General features: G+C 65.0%; 18 protein-coding genes and 1 tRNA gene. 7 read left to right on the forward strand and 12 right to left on the reverse strand.

Going from position 1 to position 22,555, the window contains the following annotated elements; all coding sequences use genetic code 11:
- Positions 1-81 precede the first annotated feature (81 nt).
- The 5 genes from CIT37_RS31940 to mobB all read right to left on the reverse strand — a co-directional run bounded on the left by CIT37_RS31940 (position 82) and on the right by mobB (position 5,800).
- A complete protein-coding gene (locus CIT37_RS31940) occupies positions 82-2,106 on the reverse strand; it encodes a sensor histidine kinase (RefSeq protein WP_095424396.1) in 2,025 nt (674 codons plus the stop codon).
- Positions 2,099-3,532 carry a sigma-54-dependent transcriptional regulator gene (locus CIT37_RS31945; protein WP_028142273.1) on the reverse strand — a complete coding sequence of 478 codons (1,434 nt, stop codon included), beginning with the start codon at positions 3,530-3,532 and terminating at the stop codon, positions 2,099-2,101. Before CIT37_RS31945 ends, CIT37_RS31940 begins: the two co-directional genes overlap by 8 nt.
- A 195-nt stretch (positions 3,533-3,727) precedes the next feature.
- Positions 3,728-3,961: a sulfurtransferase TusA family protein gene (locus CIT37_RS31950; RefSeq protein ID WP_028142272.1), complete on the reverse strand. Its 234-nt coding sequence runs from the start codon at positions 3,959-3,961 to the stop codon at positions 3,728-3,730.
- A 45-nt stretch (positions 3,962-4,006) separates the two neighbouring features.
- Positions 4,007-5,263, reverse strand: a complete 1,257-nt coding sequence (locus tag CIT37_RS31955) for a molybdopterin molybdotransferase MoeA (protein ID WP_095424397.1) — start codon at positions 5,261-5,263, stop codon at positions 4,007-4,009.
- Positions 5,264-5,272: 9 nt separating this feature from the next.
- On the reverse strand, positions 5,273-5,800 hold the full coding sequence (gene mobB / locus CIT37_RS31960; protein ID WP_028142270.1) for a molybdopterin-guanine dinucleotide biosynthesis protein B: 528 nt from the start codon (positions 5,798-5,800) through the stop codon (positions 5,273-5,275).
- A 211-nt stretch (positions 5,801-6,011) separates the two neighbouring features.
- Between mobB and fdhD the strand changes: the two genes are divergently transcribed.
- The 3 genes from fdhD (at position 6,012) to CIT37_RS31975 (ending at position 7,846) form a co-directional block, all read left to right on the forward strand.
- Complete coding sequence (gene fdhD, locus CIT37_RS31965; RefSeq protein WP_095424398.1) at positions 6,012-6,902, forward strand: formate dehydrogenase accessory sulfurtransferase FdhD; 891 nt, start codon at positions 6,012-6,014, stop codon at positions 6,900-6,902.
- Complete coding sequence (gene mobA, locus CIT37_RS31970) at positions 6,883-7,524, forward strand: molybdenum cofactor guanylyltransferase MobA (RefSeq protein WP_028142268.1); 642 nt, start codon at positions 6,883-6,885, stop codon at positions 7,522-7,524. The genes fdhD and mobA overlap by 20 nt, the downstream gene beginning before the upstream one ends.
- 91 nt (positions 7,525-7,615) lie before the next feature.
- Positions 7,616-7,846, forward strand: coding sequence for a hypothetical protein (locus CIT37_RS31975; RefSeq protein ID WP_028142267.1), 231 nt, complete (start codon positions 7,616-7,618; stop codon positions 7,844-7,846).
- A gap of 71 nt (positions 7,847-7,917) precedes the next feature.
- Here the strand turns inward: CIT37_RS31975 and CIT37_RS31980 are convergent, their stop codons facing one another.
- Genes CIT37_RS31980 through CIT37_RS31990 form a run of 3 tightly spaced genes read right to left on the reverse strand, consistent with a single transcriptional unit; the run spans position 7,918 to position 11,869 of the window.
- Positions 7,918-9,879, reverse strand: coding sequence for a molybdopterin biosynthesis protein (locus tag CIT37_RS31980; RefSeq protein WP_095424399.1), 1,962 nt, complete (start codon positions 9,877-9,879; stop codon positions 7,918-7,920).
- A gap of 1 nt (position 9,880) precedes the next feature.
- Positions 9,881-10,987, reverse strand: coding sequence for a molybdopterin-binding protein (locus tag CIT37_RS31985; RefSeq protein ID WP_095424400.1), 1,107 nt, complete (start codon positions 10,985-10,987; stop codon positions 9,881-9,883).
- Positions 10,988-11,041: 54 nt separating this feature from the next.
- Positions 11,042-11,869, reverse strand: coding sequence for an ABC transporter substrate-binding protein (locus CIT37_RS31990; RefSeq protein WP_095424401.1), 828 nt, complete (start codon positions 11,867-11,869; stop codon positions 11,042-11,044).
- A 361-nt stretch (positions 11,870-12,230) separates the two neighbouring features.
- On the opposite strand from CIT37_RS31990, the gene CIT37_RS31995 reads away from it, so the two are divergent.
- Both CIT37_RS31995 and CIT37_RS32000 read left to right on the forward strand, forming a co-directional pair.
- On the forward strand, positions 12,231-13,124 hold the full coding sequence (locus tag CIT37_RS31995) for a substrate-binding domain-containing protein (RefSeq protein WP_028142263.1): 894 nt from the start codon (positions 12,231-12,233) through the stop codon (positions 13,122-13,124).
- Between the two features lie 98 nt (positions 13,125-13,222).
- Positions 13,223-14,437, forward strand: coding sequence for an ABC transporter substrate-binding protein (locus CIT37_RS32000; RefSeq protein WP_095424402.1), 1,215 nt, complete (start codon positions 13,223-13,225; stop codon positions 14,435-14,437).
- Between the two features lie 26 nt (positions 14,438-14,463).
- Here CIT37_RS32000 and CIT37_RS32005 read toward each other — a convergent pair whose 3' ends face one another.
- Together CIT37_RS32005 and CIT37_RS32010 are read right to left on the reverse strand one after the other, a co-directional pair.
- Positions 14,464-15,528, reverse strand: coding sequence for an IS630-like element ISRj1 family transposase (locus tag CIT37_RS32005; RefSeq protein ID WP_011084514.1), 1,065 nt, complete (start codon positions 15,526-15,528; stop codon positions 14,464-14,466).
- Between the two features lie 158 nt (positions 15,529-15,686).
- Complete coding sequence (locus CIT37_RS32010) at positions 15,687-16,649, reverse strand: TAXI family TRAP transporter solute-binding subunit (protein WP_095425560.1); 963 nt, start codon at positions 16,647-16,649, stop codon at positions 15,687-15,689.
- 107 nt (positions 16,650-16,756) lie between these two features.
- Between CIT37_RS32010 and CIT37_RS32015 the strand changes: the two genes are divergently transcribed.
- Together CIT37_RS32015 and CIT37_RS32020 are read left to right on the forward strand one after the other, a co-directional pair.
- Positions 16,757-17,731 carry a Bug family tripartite tricarboxylate transporter substrate binding protein gene (locus tag CIT37_RS32015; protein ID WP_161966247.1) on the forward strand — a complete coding sequence of 325 codons (975 nt, stop codon included), beginning with the start codon at positions 16,757-16,759 and terminating at the stop codon, positions 17,729-17,731.
- Positions 17,732-18,054: 323 nt separating this feature from the next.
- Positions 18,055-18,130, forward strand: a tRNA-Ile gene (locus CIT37_RS32020).
- A 188-nt stretch (positions 18,131-18,318) separates the two neighbouring features.
- On the opposite strand, the gene CIT37_RS32025 is transcribed toward CIT37_RS32020, so the two are convergent.
- On the reverse strand, positions 18,319-21,429 hold the full coding sequence (locus CIT37_RS32025) for an efflux RND transporter permease subunit (protein ID WP_095425554.1): 3,111 nt from the start codon (positions 21,427-21,429) through the stop codon (positions 18,319-18,321).
- Positions 21,429-22,532, reverse strand: a complete 1,104-nt coding sequence (locus CIT37_RS32030) for an efflux RND transporter periplasmic adaptor subunit (protein ID WP_038949707.1) — start codon at positions 22,530-22,532, stop codon at positions 21,429-21,431. The genes CIT37_RS32025 and CIT37_RS32030 overlap by 1 nt, the downstream gene beginning before the upstream one ends.
- Positions 22,533-22,555 lie beyond the last annotated feature (23 nt).

Here is a 22,555-nt window from a genome sequence, read left to right on the forward strand (position 1 = left end):
ATCGTGACGATTCAACGACTTCCCGCAGCGCAACGTGCCGTGCCGGACAGAATGTCCCGAATCCAAGGACAAAATGTCCAATCAGGTCGCTTCGGGCAGCCACATCGTGAAGGTGCTCCCGGAACCGAGGTGGCTTTCGGCCGTGATCTGTCCGCCCTGACGCTTGATCAGCGTCTGGCTGATGGAGAGGCCCAGTCCGGTGCCTTGCCGCCGTTTCGTGGTGTAGAAGGGGTCGAAAATCTTTGCGATCACGTCTGCGCTCATGCCGATGCCGGTATCAGTGACCTCGATGGCGACGCCTTGATGGCCGTCGCGCTCGGCATCGAAGGAGCGGAGCGTCAGGGTTCCGCCGTCCGGCATGGCGTGGATCGCGTTGACGATGAGATTGACCAGGACCTGCTGCAGCTCGTTCCGGTTCATCAGCACGAGCCGGCTGGCGCGGTCGTCCCTGACCACTGCGATCTCGGTCTTGTTCAGAAGATGCTGCACCAGCGGCAGACAGTCGGAGATGACGCTTGTCGGCGCATGGCGCTCGACATAGCCGGCATATTCCTCCGGCCTTGCAAACTGCAGCAGCTTGGTCACGATCTGGCTGATGCGGTGAATCTGCTCGTCGAGCAGGCGAAACTCGACCTTCGCCTTGTCGGCATCGGCCCCGAATACGCTGCGGATGACGTCGAGATTGCCCTGCATCACCGCGATCGGATTGTTGATTTCGTGCGCAACGCCGGCGGTGATCTCGCCGATCGCAGCCAGCTTCTCGGACATGATGAGCTGCTTGGTGGTTGCCTCGAGCTTGAGATTGGCGTGCTCGAGATCCCGAGTGCGCTCCAGCACGCGGACGTTCAGTTCCTCATTCCATTCCCGGAGCTGCCGGTCGCGTTCCTGGATCTGGTCGAGCAGGCTGTCGAGATGAACCGCGACGCGGCCGATCTCGTCACCCAACACCGGCATCTTGGTGCGGGCGGAGAGGTTCCCGCGCTCCACCTCGCCGATCGTCGCCGTGACGCGCTCCAGCGGCATGAAGATGGAGGTCGCCCAGCGCAGGAAGATCGGTACGGTCGCGGCGGTGATCGCGATGAACGCTGCGATGATGATCACCAACGTCTGGTATTTGGCTTCGCTGAACGGCTTCTCCAGAAAGCCGACATAGAGCATGCCGACCCGCTTGCCATAACTGTCGACCAGCGGCTCGTAAGCGGAGATGTACCAGTCATTGACCACGAAAGCACTGTCGAGCCAGGTGTGCCCGTCGCCCAGCACGGCCGAGCGCACCGCCGCCGACACGCGCGTGCCGAGCGCGCGCCGTCCCTCGAACAGACGGACATTGGTCGATATCCGCACGTCGTCCAGGAACAGCGTCGCGGTGCCCTGGCTGCCCTCCGGAAGGCTCGCAGCGCGGTAGACGAGATCGTTGATCGTGTCGATGAATTCGAGATTCTGGTTGAGCAGCGTGCCGCCGACCAGCGCAGCGGCGCCTCCGTCAGGCAGCATCGCCCGGCTCGCCGCGTGCACGACCATGCCGCGCGTCTCCGTGCTGCGGTCGGTCGGCACCGCATTCGGGGTCGGCACGAGATCCAATCGCGCGCGCTCGGCCAGGGCCGGCGAAATTGCGGCCAGCTCGTCATTGCCGAAAATATCGACGCCGGTCGCAGGGACCTGACCCGACAGCGCCGACATGATGATCGGCCAGTCGCCTCTCGGTTGATGCTGCAGCGGGGGCGATGAGGCCAGAACGTCGCCGCGATCGTTGGTCAGATACAGGAAATCGAGACCGATCTCCTTGCGGGTCTCGTCGAGCAGGTCCCGCAGCGAGCCGCGCGCATCCGGCGCCAGCACCTCCTGGAAGCGGGCCGACAGGCCGAGCGCCCGGATCTGGACGCCGGTCTTTTCCAGGATGCGGGCGAGATATTGATGGGCGATGGTGAGATCGCCGTTCACCTTGGAGATCAGGGCCGCGTCGAATTTCGCGTTCCAGCGATAGATCGCAACGCCGAGCAGGAGCGGCAGGATGACCAGCATCGGCAGCAGAGCGATCGCGAGCAACCGGAATCGGACGGAGCGTCCCCGCACGAGCTCACCGCTGCGGCGGGCACCATCAGACATCCCATAACGCGCATTTGCGGTCGATGGTCTTGCGCGAGATACCGAGACGCCGCGCCGCCTCCTCGCGATTGCCGTTGGCCTCCTTCAGCACACCGAGGATGTGACGGCGCTCGAGCTCGGCGAGACTGTCGGCAGGTGCCGACTGACCGTCGTTGCGGGGACCGGCGAAATCGTCGGGGAAGGCGCCGAGGATCAGCGTGCGTTCGATCAAATTGCGCAGCTCGCGCACATTGCCCGGCCAGTCATAGCTTGCGAGCGCCGCCCGCACCGAGGCGTCGATCGGCACCGGCGGCATGCCGAGCTGAGCCGACAGCTTGCTCATGAAGATGGCGGCAAGCTCCTGCACGTCATCGCCGCGATCCTTCAGGAGCGGCAGGTGAATCTGCATCACGTTGAGCCGGTAGAACAGATCGGCTCGGAAACGGCCCTTCTCGACCTCTTTCTGAAGCTCGGCATTGGTTGCGAAGATGAAACGCAGGTCGACCGGAACTTCACGCTCGGAGCCCACCGGACGGACGCGGCGGTCTTCGAGCACGCGAAGCAGCTTGCTCTGCATCGGCAGCGGCAGCTCCCCGATCTCGTCGAGGAACAGCGTGCCGCCATGCGCGTACAGGAACAAGCCCTCACGCCCCGAATCGGCGCCGGTGAAGGCGCCCTTGATGTGTCCGAACAGCTCCGCCTCGATCATCTCGGGCGGGATCGCCGCGCAATTGACGGGCACGAAGGGCTTATCGGCGCGGTCGGACAACGAGTGGATCGAGCGTGCTGCCACTTCCTTGCCGGTGCCGGATGCGCCGGTGAGGAGAACCGAGGTCGGCAGGCGTGCGACGCGCGCGATGGTCTCACGCACGCGCAGCGTCGCTGCCGATTGTCCGATCAGATTGTCGCGCAGAAAGGTGCGGTCGGACGAGGCACGCAGGGCATAGCGCAGGACATAGTTCTCGCGCTGGAGGCGGACACGGTCGAGGCATCGTGCCACCGCGTTGAGGATCTGGTTGGAGCGGAACGGCTTGAGCACGAAATCGGCCGCACCAGCGCGCAGGGCCTGGATCGCGGTGTCGAGGTCGGCATAAGCGGTGATCAGGATGGCGTCGGCGAAAAAGCCGACGGCGCGCTGCTCGGCGAGCCAATCGACGCCGTTCTTGCCTGGCATGATGTTGTCGAGAATGACGACGTCGTAGCGGTTGGAATCGAGCTTGCGCGAGGCCTGGTCGGTATCGGCCGCCTCGTCCACCAGCTTGCAGCGCGGTCCAAGCGTGCGCACCAGGAAATTGCGCATGCCCGGCTCGTCGTCGACGATCAGGATCGAGGCCTGCGCCAGCGCGCCGAACTCCGGCCCTGCAGCCGTCTTGCCGGGCTTGACGGCAGGCTCGCGGCCCGCCGCGGGACCTGCGGCAGCGCTTGCCCTCGATGTTGAGAAAGTCATGCCCGACGTCTTTGAGAGTCTTGGGTTTGAGGGTCTTGGGATTGAGGGTCTTGGGATTGAGGGTCTTGGGTTTGAGAGACTTGGGTTTGAGCTCATGCACGGCACCAATCGGCGCCTTTCGCATTGCAGCGAAGTTCCGGCCGTGTCCCGCGCAGGCAACATAGTCAAACGTCGCCGCCGTGAATATTCGCCTTTCTACGGGGCGTCGCTCTTTTCGACCAGGAACACGATGCGCGCCTCGTTGCGCTCGGTGATCTCGACCTTGTCGCCGGTCTCGCGGATCAGGTTCGGAATGTCAATCACCGACAAGGGATCGGTGCAGTGGACCTCGAGCTGATCGCCCGGCTGCAACGGCTTGAGCGCCTTGCGCGTCTTCAGGGCGGGCAGCGGGCATTTCAGTCCGGTGAGATCGAGCGTCGTTCTGGTCATGGGCGCAACATGGCGGGACCGATCGATGGCGTCAACGCAAGGCCGCTAGAGCAGATCGGCGTAGGACAAAAAGCCTACGTCCTGCCCTGGCTCGACGCCCGTGACGCTCTCACCGAGCTCGACGAGGCCGTCGGTCTCGACCAGCGAGGACAACAGCCCGGCTCCTTCGCGCGGGAACTTCACCGCCTCCAGCGTGCCGTCCTGCGCCCGCCGCAAGGAGACGCGAACATATTCGCGCCGGCCCGCCTTCTTCTTGTAGGTGAAAGCCGCCCGCATCGGGATCGGCAGAAGCGGCTCCGGCAGGCCGCCGGCGAGCGCCAGCACCGTCGGGCGCACGACATGGACGAAGGTCACGAAGCTCGCGACGGGATTGCCGGGCAATCCGATCAGCGGCGTGCCGTCGATAATGCCCATCGCCACGGGACGGCCAGGCTTGATCGCCATCCGCCACAGCACCAGCGAGCCGATGCTCTCGACCGCCGCCTTGACGTGGTCCTCCTCGCCGGTCGAGACGCCGCCGGTCGTGAGGATCAGGTCATGATCACCGGCCACCTGCTTCAAGCCATTCGCGAGCGAAGTCCGCTCGTCGCGCAAGATTCCGAGATCGCTGACCTCGCAGCCGAGCCGGCGCAGCATCGCCATCAGCATGAAGCGGTTGGAATCGAACAGTTGCGAGGCCGCGCGCGGCTCGCCGGGCGAGGCCAACTCGTCGCCGGTCGAGAACACCGCAACGCGAATGCGCCTGATGACGTCGAGACTGACAAGTCCGAACGCGGCGGCGAGCGCGACATGCTGCGGCCGCAAGCGCTGGCCGGCGCGCAGCGCAATGTGCCCCTTCGGGATGTCCTCGCCCGCGGGGCGGACATTGGCGCCGGGCTTCAGCCCCGGCGGCAGCACGATCTTGCCGTCATCGTCGATGCGAACGTCCTCCTGCATGAAGACGGTTTCTGCATCCGGCGGCATCGGCGCGCCCGTGAAAATGCGTGCGGTATGGCCGGGCTTGATCGGCGCCTGCGCGAGGCCGCCGGCCTGGATGCGGCCATCGAGCGGGAACGCCCGCTCCGCGGCTTCAGGAATGTCGGCGTTGCGCATGGCGTAGCCGTCGACCGCCGAGTTGGTGAAGGGCGGCAGCGGCAGAGGCGCTGCGACATCGCGCGCCAGCACGCGCCCGTCCGCGTCGACCAGCGCCACCGTCTCCAGATCGGCGATCGCGTTGACGCGCGTCGTGATGAGACCGACGGCCTCGTCGACCGACATCATCGGGCCGCCGAAGGCAAAGCAATCGTCCGACAGTTGCGCCATGGTGCCTCGTCAGCGTATCGCGGCGCTTTTCGCCACCGCTTCTTCGACCGGCATCGCGGCGCGCAGCAGCAACGCCGCAGCTGCCGCGACATCGTCGAGATGGACAGTGGGCAGCCCCGTGTCAATGGCGGTATCGGCCGCGATCCCGGCGATCCCGGGATCGTCGGGAAACAGCAACGGCTTGCCATTCGCCGCGCGATGCACCTCGATCTTGCGATGCGGCTCGCGCTTGAAGCCCTCGACCACGACGAGATCGACCGCGGAAAGCTTGCTCAGGAGCTCGGGCAGCCGCGGCTCCGCCGCCCCGCGCAGTTCGTGCATCAGGGCCCAGCGGTTTGACGAAGCAACCAGCACCTCGGCCGCGCCGGCCTCGCGATGGCGCCAGGAATCCTTGCCGGGGACATCGACGTCGAACTGGTGATGCGCATGCTTAATGACCGAGACGCGCAGCCCTTGCGCGTTGAAATGCGGGATCAGCCGCGTCAACAGCGTGGTCTTGCCCGCACCGCTCCAGCCTGCAAGGCCGATGACTTTCATTCCAGCTCCGTGTCCGCGAGCGACTTGGTTTTGGTGGAACCGCTATCCCTCCCCGTCATTGCGAGCGAAGCGAGGCAATCCAGACTGCTTCCACGGTGGCACTCTGGATTGCTCCGTCGCTTCGCTCCTCGCAATGACGAACGGAGGCATTTCGTTTTCCGTCAGCATGCTTATATCGGCTTGACCCGAATGTCATGCTAACCTCGCCGCCATGATGAAGATCGACAAAGCCCCCGTGCCCCTGATCGTCCCTGACACGGCCGACCCGCGCCTGACCCAGAGCGTGGCCGGGACCGACCAGACCGGCGCCAGGGTCGAGATCAAGGTGCCGATGGAGCGGCCGCTGACGCTCTACCTGAATTCCCAGGAGATCGTCACCATGATGACGATCGGCGATTACCCCGAATATCTGGCGCTCGGCTACCTGCTGAACCAGAACATGTTGAAATATAATGACGTGGTCACGGAGGTCGAATACGACGACGACCTCCAGGTGGTCGTGGTGCGCACCACGCACCACACCGATTTCGAGGCCAAGCTGAAGAAGCGCACGCAGACCTCGGGCTGTGCGCAGGGCACCGCCTTCGGCGATCTGCTCGAGGCGGTCGAAAGCGTCGCACTGCCGAAGGCCGAGCTACGCACCTCCTGGCTTTACCAGATGACGCAGACCATCAACACGATGCCCTCGCTCTATCTGGAGGCCGGGGCGATCCACGGCTGTGTGCTGTGCAAGGAAGGCACCCCGCTTTGCTACACCGAAGACGTCGGCCGCCACAACGCCGTCGACAAGATCGCGGGCTGGATGTACCGCCACGGTGTCGATGCTAGCGACAAGATCCTCTACACCACGGGGCGGCTCACCTCGGAGATGGTGATCAAGACGGTCCGCATGGGAATTCCGATCCTGGTGTCGCGCTCCGGCTTCACCGCCTGGGGCGTCGATCTCGCAAGACAGGTCGGGCTGACGCTGGTCGGACGCACCCGCGGCAAACGCTTCATCGTCCTCGCGGGCGAGGAACGCATCGTCTACGACCAGGACCTCGCTTACGTCGAGGAAGAGTCGGCGAAGCACAAGCGCAAGGGTGAAGCTGGTGACGACTGAGAGTTTGCCGACGCAAGGCGTGCTGCTCGCCGGCGGCCTGGCGCGGCGCATGGGCGGTGGCGACAAGCCGATGCGCACGATCGGCGGCCGCACCATCCTTGAGCGCGTGATCGCGCGCCTTTCGCCCCAGTGCAGCGGACTGATCCTCAACGCGAATGGCGATCCCGCGCGCTTTGCCGCGTTCGGCCTGCAGGTCGTCGCCGACGACGTGCCCGGCTTTCCCGGTCCGCTCGCCGGCATCCTCGCCGCGCTCGACTGGACCGCGGCGAACCGGCCGGGCGTCGAATGGGTGCTCAGCGCCGCCGGCGACTGCCCGTTCCTGCCGCGCGATCTGGTCGCGCGCCTGCATGAAGCGCGAAAACGGGAGAACGCTCAGCTCGCGGTGGCGGCATCAGGCGAGCAGTCCCATCCCGTGATCGGCCTGTGGCGCGTCGGCTTGCGCGACGAACTCAGGCACGCACTGGTCGTCGAGGACCTCCGCAAGATCGACCGTTGGACCGCGCGCTATCCGCTCGCGACGGTGACGTGGCCAACCGAGCCGCTAGATCCGTTCTTCAACGCCAATACGGTCGAGGATATCGCCGAGGCCGAACGGCTGGCGGCGCTGGATGATGCATCCTAATGCGTTGCCTGTTCATGGCCTTGAGCTCCTGGCTATGAACCGGACCTAAGAAGCGAACGACCAATGATTGGGACGTTGCCCCGGATGAGCCATGGCCGACTCGCTCTTGGAAGTCATTTTCGATGTTGTCGATATCGCGTTCGATGTTTCGGACGCAATCGATCGCACGAAGCAGCTGGGCAAGCCTGACACCGTGGAAGTCCCGCCGGACCCGAAACCGTTGTCGGCCGCCGCCCAGCGTGCGCTCGCCGAAGCCGAGGAACGGGAGCGCAAACGCGGTCAGTCCGATCAAGCCGCCAGCCGCACCGACCAGGCATCGTAGCTGCAGACCCAGCCGGTATCAGTCCGCTCCTTCAGCCGAATATTTGATGCGCGAGGTCTTCTGCACCGTCGCTACGCAGGCCGGAATCCCGCCCGCTCCAGCGCGGCGCGCGCCTCATTCGAGCCAAGCGCATCGAGAAACGCCTGCACCGCCGGCCGGTCCTTGCGCGCCGTGACCAGCGCGAAGTCATAATGCTCTTCCGCGAACGGAATGAAACCGAGGCCGGCCGCTTGGGCGACCGGCGCAATGGTCATGCCCCAGTCGGCACGGTGCTGCGCAACAGCTGCCGCAACTGCATTGTGCGACCGCGGCTGGTTCCAGTAGCCTTCCGGGCGCGCACCGCCGAGCAGCCGGTCGATCAGGATGCGCGTGCCGGCGCCCTGGTTGCGGTTGACCATGATGCAGGCGGGATCAGCGAGCGCCGCCGCGACGGCCTCCTTCGCACCGAGGCCCTTGAAACGCCTGTCGTCCGTGCGGAAGACGATGCCCTGCATCCGACGCCAGCCCGGTACGAGCTCGAGCCCCTCGACGAGATAGGGCGAGTTGTAGGTCTCGCTCTTGTCATCGAACAGATGGATCGGCGCCAAATCGCATTCACCGCGCTTTGCGGCCGCGAGTCCACCGAGGCTGCCGACGGCAATCGAGCGCACGGCCAGGCCGGCATGCGCGAGCTGGGCGGTGACGAGATCGAGGCCGGTGCAATGGCTGCCGACGATGACGAGATCGGGCACGCGCACATGCGGCGTGAACAGCGTCACCTCGGTTTCAGTTCCGGCCGGCATCTGGTCGGCGAGCGCATCAATGCGCAAAAAGCCATCAGCCTGCGCGAAGGACGTGACCGCACCAGACCCTTTGCCGGAGGGGTAGGCGATCAGACCGTCCCTGCCCTCGACCAGCGACACCATGACGAACTCGGTGCGGCCGAGCTCGGACGCAATGCGCACCGGCACGGTCGCGTTCACCTTGGCATCCGAGCGCGGCGGCAAGCCAGCCAGCTTGCGCAGCACCGGCACGACCATGTCGTGGAAGGTAAACATCGCCGAGGTCGGAAAGCCCGGCAGGATCACCACCGGCTTGCCGTCGCACACCGCAAGGCACAAAGGCTTGCCGGGCTTGAGCGCAACGCCATGCGCGATGATGCCGGGCTGGCCGAGCCGGCCGATGATGCGATGCGACAAGTCGCCCGCGCCTTTCGAGGTGCCGCCCGACAGGACCAGCATGTCGGATTCGGCGAGCGCGCGGCGCATGGCGGATTCGAGTTTCGCCTCATCGTCCGGAATGGCGCCGAGGAAGATCGCCTCGCCGCCATTCTCGTCGATCGCAGCGGTGACGATGGCGCCGTTGGTGTCGTAGATCGCGGCGGGCGGAAGAGCCCCGCCGGGTTGGACCAGCTCGTCACCGGTGGAGATCACGGCGACACGCGGCCTCCGCGCGACGGTCACCCCGGCGACGCCGCACGCGGCCAGCATGCCGATCTCGCGCGAGCCGATGATGGTGCCGGCACGCAGCAGCGCCTCGCCGCGCGCAATGTCGGATCCGGCGTACGACACGAATTGCCCGGGCGAGACCGCCCGACGCACGTCGATCGCATCAAGGCCAACCGGCTGGGTGTGCTCGACCATGACGACCGCGTCGGCGCCACGCGGCAACGGACCGCCGGTGGCGATCGGCGTTGCGGTTCCCGCTGCCACCTGGAGCGTCGGCGCGGTGCCGCAGTGGATGGTCTCGCCGTTCAGCGTGAGGCGCCGAGGAGCGCCTTCGCCAGCCGCCGCAAGGTCTGCCGAGCGCACGGCAAAACCGTCGACATTGGAGCGATCGAAAGGGGGAACGTCGATCGGCGCAGTGATGTCTTCAGCGAGCGCCACGCCGAGCGCATCGCCGAGCTTGCGCTTTTCGCTCGGAACGGCGCGCGGGAACAACGCGGCCTCGAAGCGCGCCAGGGCCTCCTCGCGCGAGAGGATCTTGAGGAACTGCTCCTGTTCGAGCGCGCTGCGGATTTGCGATTGCGGGTTCATCGACATGCCAAAACCCATATCATTCCCACATTAGATAGGCATCGACCGGCACGCCTGCCGCAAATCCCTCGTGGCTGTCAGGAATGAGCAGCCATGCATCCGCACCGGCAATGGCCTGGAGCGGCCATTCGCCCACGGCGAGCGGCGTCCAGCCGTGATGTTCCCTGGCCAGCAAAGCGATCTCGACGATGCCGACGCTGGACGCGATTTTTCGCGCAAGCGGCAGGCTCACCTGCCGGCGCGGCCGGCGCAGCGATAATCGGTCGATGAGCGGAAGCACGAGCGCGAGCCACACCGCCAGCGCATGATCCGGCGAGCCCGGCAAGGCGACGACGGGAACCTTTCCGAGCTTCGCGACCGCGGCGGTACGCCCGGGCTGAAGCGCAAGACCGTGGGCGATCACATGACCACGCTGAGCCAGCGCGGCGACGGCCGCATCGCCGCGGCCAACTCCGCTGCCGCCGACCGTCAGGATCAGATCGCAAGAGGATATATCCAGCGCATCGGCAATCGACACCGCATCACGCGCGCCGGCCTCATGCGTCTTCACATCCACTCCCGCGGCGCCCGCGATCGCGGCGATCATATGCATCGTTGCCGTTGCACCCGGCACGTTGACGATGCTCAGCCGGGGCCGACGCACGCCGAGCTTGTCCAAGCCGGCAACGCGCGCGAGCAGCAGATCGGCCGCGGCGACCGGTTGGCCCTCGGCGCCGGCCGGCGTGCGCGCCGCGATGTCGCTGCCGCCACGCCTGACGCCCTGCCCCGGCACGCCCTCCGCCAGCACCTGCACGAGCGGCCCCGATGGATCGACCGCGTCGGCATCGAGTACACAGTCGCAGCCGTCGGGCATCGCGTCACCGGCTTCGACCCACACGGGCGCTTGTGTCAACGGCAGCGGCGAATAAGAGGACGCGCCGACGAGATCGTTGGCGCAGAGCGCCCAGCCGTCCGCGGCGGCGATGTCGTGATGCGGATGGGCCGCAAGCAGCGGCGTGCCCGCCGCGATGCAGCCGGCCGCTTCGCTCAGCGGCAACTCCACCGGTGCGAGCGGTTCAAGCCCGCTCAGCAACGCGGCGAGCGCGGTGTCGAGCGGGGTCAGCGATGGCGGCAGGCGCTGGGTCATGCGCCATGGTGGACCATGCATCGCCCGGTTTGGCAACCACCGGCGATACCGCCGTCAACCGCCCGACCTATCCGCATTGGGGAAGAATAGCTGCTGCCCGTCGACCTTGTAGCCTGCGATCGCCGTCTGCCCCTCCGGCGAGGTCAGCCAATCGATGAAGGTCTGCGCGAGATCCTTCTTCACGTTCGGAAACTTCTCGGGGTTCACCAGCATCACGCCGTACTGATTGAGCAACCGCCGGTCGCCTTCGACGACGATATCGAGATCGCCGCGATCCCTGAAGGCGATCCAACTGCCGCGATCCGACAGCACATAAGCACTGGCGGCGCGCGCGGCGTCGAGCGCCGAGGCCATGCCCTGCCCGGCCTCGCGATACCAGGCGCCCTTGGCCCCGGCGATGTCGATGCCGGCGACGATCCAGAGCGCCAGCTCCGCAGCATGCGTGCCCGACCGATCGCCGCGCGTCACGAACGGCGCGCCCTTGGCCTCGATCGCCTTCAGCGCCGTCGCGATATCCTTGCCCTTGACGCCGGCGGGATCGTTCTTCGGCCCGATCAGCACATAGTCATTGTACATCACGTCGAAACGCTTCACGCCAAACCCGTCGGCGACGAATTTCTCCTCCTGCGGTCGCGCATGCATCAGCACGACGTCCGCCTCGCCTCTTCGCGGCCCGTCGAGCACCTCGTCGGCGCGCCGCGCGATCACCGTCACGTCGACGCCGGTCTTGTCGCGGAAGATCGGAAGCAGATAGTCGAGCAGACCGGACTCCTGCGTCGATGCGGTCGAGGCCAGCACGATTGCGCGGTCTTCCGCGGACGAGGCCGCAACGCCCGCGGTGAGGCCGCAGAAGAGCGCGAATGCAGCGGACAGGCGGCCCATGATCAGGTTCCCATTGGCTATGACGCGATCATGATGATGATCGATTGCGCCGCACTCGTGACGTGTTTGCGCGCTGCGACGCCCCATGCGAACAACAACAGATAGAATTTAAATCAAGCCACTACCGGCGGCAGGGCTTGGACCTAAGGCGGCAATCGCGCGGCTCGGGAAATTTCGGCAACGCAGATCGGCATGCCGATTGCCATCGCAGGATCGTTCACCAAAGCAAAAGACGCGCGTGAGGATGTGTTGCAAAGCAGCGAGATGATCAGGCATGGTCCCGGCGGACGAGAACTTGAAATGCAGAATTCCACCTGCGTCGAACGTCAAAAAGAAGCAAGAATTTGCATAGGAATGCAGGATGGAATTCCTGACGACCAGCGAAGCCGCCGACTATCTTCGGCTCGGCGAACGCAAGCTCTACGAACTCGTCACCACCGGCGCGATCCCCTGCACCAAGGTGACCGGGAAGTGGCTCTTCCCGCGCCACGAACTCGATCTCTGGGTGCTCTCTGGCCTCGCGCGTCCGGCCGGCATGCTGATCGCGGAGCCGCCGCCGGTCGTGGGCGGCAGCCAGGACGAACTGCTGGATTGGAGCCTGCGCGAATCCGGCTCGGGCCTGGGATCGATGAGCGAGGGTAGCGTGCGCGGGCTCGAGCGCTTGCAGCGCAACGAGGTGATGGCGGCGGCGATACATTTCCACGGCCTGGATGCTTCCGACGATCTCACTGGGGATGCCAGTGTCGAAGCGCTGCGGGCCGCTCCGGATTTGCATGATGCGGTGCTGGTCGCGTTCGTGCGCCGCGAACAGGGTCTCGTGCTGCCGCAAGGCAATCCCAAGCATCTGCACGGCCTGACCGACGTGCTCGCGCTCGGCGCCCGGATGGCGATGCGGCAACAGGGCACGGGCGCGCAGATGCTGCTCGACGTGCTGCTGAAGCGCGCGGGCGCCACGACGCGGGATTTGCGCCGGGTCGAGACGCCGGCCCTCACCGGACCGGATCTCGCGGAACTGGTCCGCGCCGGCCAGGCCGATTGCGGCATCGCGACGCGCGCCGCCGCGCGTTCGGCCGGCCTCGATTTCGTGCCGCTGGTCTGGGAGAATTTTGACCTCGCGATGCGGCAGCGCAGCTATTTTCGCCCCGCCATGCAGGCCTTGATCGGATTTCTGAACGAGCGGCGGCTGCGCCAGCGCGCCGAGGAGCTGACCGGCTACGATCCCTCACCCGCAGGACAGATCCGCTTCGCAGCCTGACATTGACGCCCGCCCCAAAATAGTTGCAAAAGAAACCAATTCAGCCGGGCATACCCGGGGCAACACCGGCCAACGTGCCGGAATAGGGGAGGACAAGCATGAATCCAATCAGATTTGGACTGCCGGTCGCGGCCGCCTTGACGGCGGCGCTGCTGTCCGGTGCGGCATCGGCGCAGGTTTCCGACAACGTCGTCAAGATCGGCGTGCTCACCGACATGAACGGCCCGGCCTCTGCACCGACCGGCCAGGGCTCGGTGACGGCGGCGCAGATGGCGATCGACGATTTCGGCGGCACCGTGCTCGGCAAGCCGATCAGCGTCGTGGTCGGCGACCATCAGCTCAAGGCCGACATCGGCGCCTCGCTCGCGCGGCGCTGGTTCGACGTCGAGCAGGTCGACCTGATCGTCGACGTGCCGGTCTCGGCGGTCGGCCTCGCGGTGCAGAACATCGCCAACGAGAAGAAGCGGCTGTTCATCACCCACTCCACCGGCACCGCCGATTTCCACGGCAAGTTCTGCTCGCCTTACGCGATCCAGTGGGTGTTCGACACCCGCGCGCTCGCGGTCGGCACCGCGGACGCCGTGGTCAAGCGCGGCGGCGACAGCTGGTTCTTCATCACCGACGATTACGCCTTCGGCCATTCGCTGGAGCGCGACGCTTCCGCGGTGGTCACCGCCAATGGCGGCAAGGTGCTGGGCTCGGTGCGGCCGCCGCTGGCGACGCCTGACCTCTCCTCCTTCGTGCTGCAGGCGCAGGCTTCCAAGGCCAAGATCATCGGCATTGCCGCAGGGCCCCCCAACAACATGAACGAGATCAAGACCGGCTCGGAGTTCGGCGTGTTCAAGGGCGGCCAGCAGATGGCGGCGCTGCTGGCGCTGATCACCGACATCCACGGCCTCGGCCTGCAGGCGGCGCAAGGCCTGCTGCTGACCACGTCGTTCTACTGGGACATGGATGACAAGACCCGCGAATGGTCAAAGCGCTATTTCGCCAAGATGAACAAGATGCCGTCGATGTGGCAGGCCGGCGTCTATTCATCCGTGATGCACTATCTCAACGCCATCAAGGAAGCGGGCACCGACGATCCGCTCAAGGTCGCAGCCAAGATGCGCGAGAAGCCGATCGAGGATTTCTTCTCCCGCAACGGCAAGCTGCGGGAGGACAATCTGATGGTCCACGACCTCTGGCTGGTGCAGGTGAAGACGCCGGAGGAGAGCAAATATCCGTGGGACTATTACAAGATCCTCACGACCATCTCGGGCGACAAGGCGTTCGGTCCGCCGGACCCGGCATGTGCGATGGTGAAGAAGTGACCGGCAACGCAAGCTAGTCCCCGGAATCAGAGCTGAGTGATACGGCGGCCTTTGAAACGGCGTTGACGGACCTTTTTCTTGGTCCAGACGAAGGGCTCGGCTCTGTCGTTGTATGCGTTGACGTAGGCATCGATGTGTTCCTGAAGCTGCTTGAGGCTCGTGAAGGAGGTGCCGCTGAGCGACTGCCCCTGCAAGATGGAAAACCATACTTCGACCTGATTGAGCCATGACGCACTTGTCGGCGTGAAATGAAATTGCACGTTGGGGTGGGCCTTGAGCCAGTCCTCGTTCTTTTTATGGGTGTTGAGGTTGTCGAGGATGACGTGAAGCTTGCGGTTCGGAAAAGTCGCGGTGACGCTGTTCATGAAATCGAGAAACTCGACGCGGCGCCGGCGTTTTGAATGGGTCGCGATGATCTTTCCGGTGGCGACTTCGAGCGCCGCAAACAATGTTGTGGTGCCATGCCGCTTGTAATCGTGGCTTTGGCCGGTTAAGGCGCGGCCATTGGGCAACTTCAGATAACCCTGCGCTCGCTCCAAAGCCTGGATCGAGGGCTTCTCGTCCACGCACAGCACAATGGCCTTCGCCGGCGGCGCGACATAGAGGCCGACAACATCGGCGGCTTTGGCCGTAAAGTTCGGGTCGTTGCTCTCGCACCAGGACTTGCGAGCCACCAGGTCAATCTTGTGGCTGCGCAGGAACCGCCAGACATATTGGACATCGACATCGCCCAGCGCCTCGGCCAGCAGGGGGCCGGTCCAGCGCGCAAACCCTTGCGGTGGCGGCTTATCCAGCAGCTTCAGAATCCGCTTGTCGGTCGTCTTCGTATAGATCGGCTGCTTGCCAGGCCGCGGCTTGTCTTGCAGCCCTTCAAGGCCATGGTCGGCATAGCGATGCCGCCAAAGGCTGACAATCCGCGGCTGGACCCCAACTTCCTTGGCGATCGACCGGGTGCTGCGCCCATCCGCCGCCAACAGAACTATCCGCGCCCGCTTCAAATCGCGCTGCAACGTCACCGGTGAGCGACAGCACGCCTCAAGCACCTTGCGATCTTTCCTCGAAAGGTGGACTTCTCTTGCTTCGGGTATCATCCCGACCTTGAATCACGACTCACGTTCCAAGAAAAGTGGGTACTAGCTGCAACGTCATGGCCGGGCTTGTCCCGGCCATCTACGTTTAGCCGCACAGACAGAAGAACGTGGATGCCCGGGACAAGCCCGGGCATGACGAGCGCGGGTGTGGTCACGAGCTACTTCATAACTCCAATCTCGCGGAAGTACTTTGCGACTCCCGGATGAATTAGCTCCGGCCTCGGCGCTGCGGCAACCGTGTTCGAGGCCGTGGTCTCGCAGGCCTGCGCGAGCTTCTTGCAGAAATTCGTCTCGACGCCGTGCAGCGTCTTCGCCAGGCGATAGGCAATTTCCTCGGGCAGATCCTCGCGCGTCAGCACAAAGCTCCAGGACCCGAGCGAGGCGATCGGCGCGGACTGGTTCGGATAGCTATTGGCCGGCACCAGCAACGGCTTCAGGAAGGAATGCTTGGCGCGGATGCGCGTCATCTCTTCAACATCAGGCGCGATGAAGCGCGCGCCTGACGCGCTCGATGCGACCGCGGCAAAGCCGGGCCAGCCGATGCCGGCGCCCCAGAGCGCGGCGACGCGGCCGTCCTCGACCATCGCGGGACCGTCGCCGGCGCGATCGAGATAGATGGCCTTGAAGTCCTCATCCTGCCTCAGCCCGAGGCCATCCAGCACATAGCGCGCCAGGATCGGCAGGCCCGAGCCCCTGGCGCCGAACGCCACGGGCTGACCGACGAGATCGCGGATCGTCTTGTAGGGACTATCTGCGCGCACCACGAACATGCCGGGGTTGGAATAGATCGCCGTGAGTATCTTCAGCCGAACCGGCGCACGCCCGATGCCGGCAAAGGCCTCATAGGCCGGCTCGCCTGCGACCAGCGCGAGATCGAGCTCGCCCTTCTCCAGCAGCGGAATGTTCTCGTTGCTGCCCTTGGTGTTGCGCGGGGCGATGGAGATTTGCGGATCGGCCGCGTTCATCACTTCGGCAACGGCGTTGCCATAGAGCGGGAAGCCGCCGCCGGGCGTCGCGGTGCCCAAGCTGATCGTCGTGGTCGGAATGGCCGTGCCTCCGGTTTGAGCAGCAGCGGGGCTGGCGAGCAGCACTGCAGCAAGAGCGATCATCGCGAATCTCATGGTCATTCCCTGCGGGCCTGCGTCAACACCGACTTGCGGCGATGTAGGCAGGGAGCGGATTTTGTGAAAGCATATCGCCCAACGACAATAGAACAATGGGAGACGTCATGTTGCGAATTTTGCGGTGCGTTTTTTTTGGGCTCGCGGTCCTCTCAGGTCTTTTCAGCGTCACGCCTCCCGCCTCCGCCGCCTATCCCGACCGCCCCGTGCACTGGCTGATTGGATTTGCGGCCGGCGGCCCGGTCGACATCGTGGCGCGGATCATGGCGCAGTGGCTGTCGGACCGCCTCGGCCAGCAATTCATCGTCGAGAACCGCACGGGGTCCGGCGGCAACATCGCTGCCGCCGCCGCGATCAACTCGCCGGCCGACGGCTACACGTTGCTGTTCGTCGCGCCCAACAACGCGATCTCGACCTCGCTCTACAAGAAGCTGCCGTTCGACTTCTTGCGCGACACCGTGCCGGTGGCCAGCATCATGCAGCTCACCAACATGCTGGTCGTCTCCAACGCGTTTCCGGCGAAGACGGTTCAGGAGTTCGTCGATTACTGCAAGGCCAATCCCGGCAAGATCTCCTTTGCCTCGTCCGGCAACGGCACCTCGGTGCACATGTCGGCCGAGCTGTTCAAGGTGCTGACCAAGTGCGACATGGTGCACGTGCCCTATCGCGGCTCCGCCATCGCCTTCCCCGACATCATCTCCAACAAGGTGCAGCTGATCTTCGACAATCTGCCTTCGGCCATGGAGCAGGTGAAGGGCGGCAATGTCCGCGCGCTGGGCGTGACCTCGCCGCAGCGCTGGCCGAGCGTGCCCCACGTACCCGCGATCGCCGAGACCGTGCCGGGCTTCGAATCGGTCGGCTTCTACGGCATCTCCGCGCCGAAGGGCACGCCGAGCGAAGTGATCGAGACCCTCAACAAGGCCGTCGGCGAAGCGCTGAAGGACCCGAAGCTGATCGCGCGCCTCACTGAAGTCGGCGGCATCCCCAAGCCGATGACGCCGGCCGAGTTCGGCAAGCTGGTCAATGATGAGACGGAGAAGTGGCGCAAGGTGGTGGAGTTCGCCGGGGTCTCGGTGGACTAGCGGCAGCTCAGCGGCGAGCCGGCAGGACATCGGAGGGGGACCCCGGAGGCCCCCTCCATCAAATATCGCAAAACAACCCCATGCACAGTAAACGAGCCTAATAATTTCAATGGGTTACGGGGGACAAAAAGCGGGCCGCCGCGGGGCGTTTGCTCCGTCGGGCAAAACAGGGGATATACAGACATCGTCATCAAATTCGGTTATCCGAAACTGCGCGCCCGGCGTTCTCGCGAGCCAGAGCCAGCATTGCACCCCCGCCCCCATCCCTGTAAACGAACCGCGCACCGTTGCCGGCCGCGCATCCCGCGAACCGTCTCGCGGCGGGGCCTGTAGCTCAATGGTTAGAGCCGGCCGCTCATAACGGTCTGGTTGCAGGTTCGAGTCCTGCCGGGCCCACCACGCTTCGCCCTGCGGGCTACGCGCGGCACAGCCACGCAACGACCGAAGGGCGAACGGTCCGGCGTAGCTGGAGCAAAGCGGACGCGAAGACGGACTTCGGCCGCGAGCTTCGGCCCGGCAAGCCAGCGCCACACATCAAGAGCGAAGCGAGTGAAGGCTGCCGCGCCGCCGGCTGATCAGAGATAGCCCTACTCGGCAGCCATTGCTGTTCGCAACTCCGGTTTGTCCGTCGCGCTCACAGGGATCTCATCCGCAGTTGGCTTGATGCGGAACCACGCGGCATACAGCGCAGGAAGGAAGAGCAGGATCAACACCGTGCCGACTGCCGTGCCGCCGATCAAGGTATAGGCCATCGATCCCCAGAAGACGGAGTGTGTGAGGGGGATGAACGCGAGTACGGCCGCAAGTGCGGTCAGGATCACGGGCCTCGTGCGTTGCACCGTGGCTTCGATGACGGCGTGGTAGTCGTCGAGGCCCGCCGCGCGGTTCTCCTTGATCTGTTCGGTCAGGATCAGGGTATTGCGCATCAGTATCCCGGCCAGTCCGATCAGTCCCAGAATCGCGTTGAATCCGAAGGGCTGGTTGAAGATCAGCAACGCAGGCACGACGCCGACGAGACCAAGCGGTGCTGTCAGCATGACGAGGGCCATCATCGAGAATGATCTGACCTGAAGCATGATGACGATCAGCGTTGCGGCGATCATGGCGGGAAAGACGGTCGCGAGCGCGTCATTGGCCTTCGTGGCCTCCTCGATCGAGCCGCCGGTCTCGATGCGATAGCCGGCCGGAAGCGATGCGATCAGCGGCTGGAGGGCTTTCACGATGTCCTTGGAGACCTCGGGAGGCTGCGTCGCCTCATTGATGTCCGAACGAATCGTGACGACCGGCGTGCGATCGCGGCGCTTCAGGATCGGCTCTTCGAGCTGGACTTCCGAATGGCCGATCTGGTCGAGCGGAATCAGACGGCCGTCTCGGCTCGTCAGTGAGAAGTCGGCCAACCGTGTCGGATCCAGCCGCTCACCGCCGGCGCTGCGCGCCACGATCGGGACATTGCGAATGTCCTCGCGGACCTGCGTGACGGCGATGCCAGTGAGGAGGAACTGGAGCTGCCGCCCGACTTCCGCCGGCGAGAGGCCGATGAGGTTCAGCCGATCCTGATCTGGAATGAAGCGGAGCACGGGTGTGCGATTGCCCCAATCCCGATTGGCTTGTCGCACGTCGGGAACGCCCCGCATGACCTCGACGGCTTTTTCAGAGAGCGCGTACAATTTCGCGGGATCGGGGCCCATCACCCGAAACTCCACCGGGAACGGCGTGTAGGGTCCGAAGACGAGCTGGGTGACGCGCACACGCGCTTCCCGGGCAAGGCCGTGTGATACCGCCTCCCGGAGCCGCTGCTTCAAAGCCTCGCGCGCCTCGGCGTCTGGCGTCAGCACGACGATCTTGGCAAAGGCCGGATCGGGGAGCTCCGGCGCCATCGCGAAGAAGAAGCGGGGCGCGCCCTGACCGACATAGCTGGTCACGATCTTCGCCTCGGGTTGATCATGCAGCCAGCGTTCGAGCTTCTCGACGGCGGCGGTCGTCGTCTCGATGCTGGTGCCTTCCGGCAGGCGAACCTCCACGAGAACCTCGGGGCGATCCGACGTCGGGAAAAACTGCTGCTTGACCGCGCCCATGCCGAGGCCGGACAGCGCGAAAGCGATCACGACGAGGCTGCAGGTCAGGAACTTGTGGCGCACGGCCAGGGTGATGACCCGCCGCAAGCGCCGGTAGTTCGGCGTGTCGTAGATCGCGTGGTGGCCGCCCTCGATAGGCTTGATCGCAGGCAGCATCTTGACACCAAGGTAAGGCGTGAAGATCACCGCGACGATCCAGGAGACGATGAGAGCGAACCCGACGACCCAGAAGATGTTGCCGGCATATTCGCCGGCGGTCGAGCGCGCGAACCCCACCGGCAGGAACCCCGCGATCGTCACGAGTGTGCCCGAGAGCATCGGCGCCGCAGTGTGGCTCCATGCGTAGGCCGCCGCACTGAGGCGGTCCATCCCCTCTTCCATTTTCACCACCATCACCTCGATGGCGATGATGGCATCGTCCACGAGCAGGCCAAGCGCGAGGATGAGAGCACCGAGCGTGATGCGATCGAAGAATCGGCCCGTTTCCAGCATGATGAGAAACACGACGGCCAGCGTCAGAGGGACTGCGGCGGCCACGACGATTCCCACGCGCCAGCCGAGGCTGAGCAGGCTGACCAGCAGCACCACAGCGAGCGCCATTGCGAATTTGATCATGAACTCGTCGACCGCGGAGGTGATGTTCACGGCCTGATCGGTCACCTTGTCGAGCGTCATCCCGAGCGGCAGTGTCCGCGCCAGGGCTGCGGACCTCTCTTCCAACGCCTTGCCGAGCGCCAGACCGTTCCAGCCCTCCTGCATCACTGCCGCGAGCATGATCGTGGGCTCGCCCTGGTGCCGGATGATGTAGGTGGGAGGATCCTCGTAGCCGCGACGAACCTCGGCGATGTCGGACAGCTTCAAGGTTCGTCCCGCAGCGACGATCGGCGTGTCGGCGATCGCCTGCACGCTGTCGTAACCGCCGTCGACCCGGATGAAGACCTGTGGCCCGCTCGTGTCGATCGAACCTGCCGGGGTCACCGTATTCTGCCGCTGCAAGGCGGCAACGATATCCTGTGCCGACACGCCGAGCGTTGCCAGCTTGGGATAGGAAAACTCCACGAAGATCTGCTCGGGACGTTCGCCGAAGATATTGATCTTCTTGACGCCGGGCACATGCAGCAGGTCCTGGCGGATCACCTCCGCCTTCCTGGCGAGCTCACGCATCGGCATGCCCTTCGCCTTGAGGGCGTAGAGCGCGAAGCTCACGTCCGAATATTCATCGTTGACGAAGGGGCCGAGCACGCCGGCCGGCAGCTTGCGGGCTTCATCTCCGAGCTTCTTGCGAGCCTGATAAAACTCTTCCTGGACGCTCGATGGCGGCGTGCTGTCCTTCAGCGTCACCGTCATGTACGCATAACCCGGCCGCGTCGTCGTCTCCACCCGGTCGTACCAGGTCAGCTCCTGAATCCGCTTCTCCAGGGGTTCGGCGACCTGGTCCTGCATCTCGCGTGCCGTCGCACCCGGCCACACCGTCGTGACCGTCAGGGTCTTGATGGTGAAGGACGGGTCCTCGGCCCGCCCGAGCATGAAGAAGGCGTAGGCGCCTGCTGCCGCCAGCAGAATGATAAAGAACAGGGTGACGGCCCGCTCGCGAACGGCGACCGCGGAGAGATTGAAGCTCATCATTTGCTCCCGCCGTCGGAGGCGGTCCTGACGCGAGCGCCCTCGTGCAGGAGGTGAGCGCCGAGCGAAACAATGGGATCAGCTGAGCTTGATCCAGAGATAATGGCCGCTTCGCTGGTCACGCGCAGAAGCTTGATGGGGCGAAAGTGTACGGTCGAGCTGCCGCTGTCGAACACCCAGACGCCCGTTGTCCTGCCGTCATCGAGCACGGCGCCCAGCGGCACCTGGACTTCCGGCTGACTGTCCTGGCTTGCGAGCCGAATGGTGACTGTCGCGCCGAGCGGTGCTGCCGCCGCCTCGCCGCCGAGCACGTAGCGGGCCTCGTAAGTCCGGGTCTGCGCGTCGGCAGAGTTCGACAATTGGCGCAGATGCGCCGCGTAGCGGCGTCCATCGCTTCCATACAGGCTGGCCTCGGCGAACGAGCCGATCGCCGGCCGGATCGTTTCGGGAAGCGCCACCACGGCTTCGCGAGGCCCGGACTGCGCAAGCCGAACGACCGCCTGGCCGGCCGAGACCACTTGGCCGGGCTCGCCAAGCGTTTGGGTGACCGTGCCGTCCGCGTCTGCCACCAGGATGGAATAGGTCGCCTGGTTCTCGGCGACCCCTGCCTCGGCTTCGGCCGCGGCGAGCTGCGCCTTGGCTGTATCCGAGGCGGCCTTCGCCTGCTCGTAGCGCTGCTTGGACGTCCATCCGTCGTTGACCAGGTTGGCATATCGCCGCTCATCGGCATCCGTCTGCACGACTACCGCGCGAGCCGCGGCCACGGCGTTACGCTTCGCCGCAAGCGCAAGGCGGAGGTCGGTCTCGTCGATCCGCATGAGAGGCTGCCCGGCTTTGACCTGCTCGCCGACATTCACCAGCCGCTCGACGATCTTGCCGGCGACGCGAAAGCCGAGATTGCTCTCCACCCGCGCGCCGATGGTGCCTGTGAACCCGCGCTCGGAGCCGTTCACCCGCGCGGCCTTCACCAAGCTGACCATCGGCGGCTCCTGCCTCGGGTCGCTCACGGCAGAGGCCTTTGGGGTGAAAATGCCGAGACTGACGAATGTGGCCACCCCCGCCGGGATCATAATACCGGCCAAAACGGCAGTTCCCCTTTTCATGACAGTCTCCTGTGCGATTTAGA

The sequence above is a fragment of the Bradyrhizobium ottawaense genome, from assembly GCF_002278135.3.
Classification (GTDB): Bacteria; Pseudomonadota; Alphaproteobacteria; order Rhizobiales; family Xanthobacteraceae; genus Bradyrhizobium; species Bradyrhizobium ottawaense.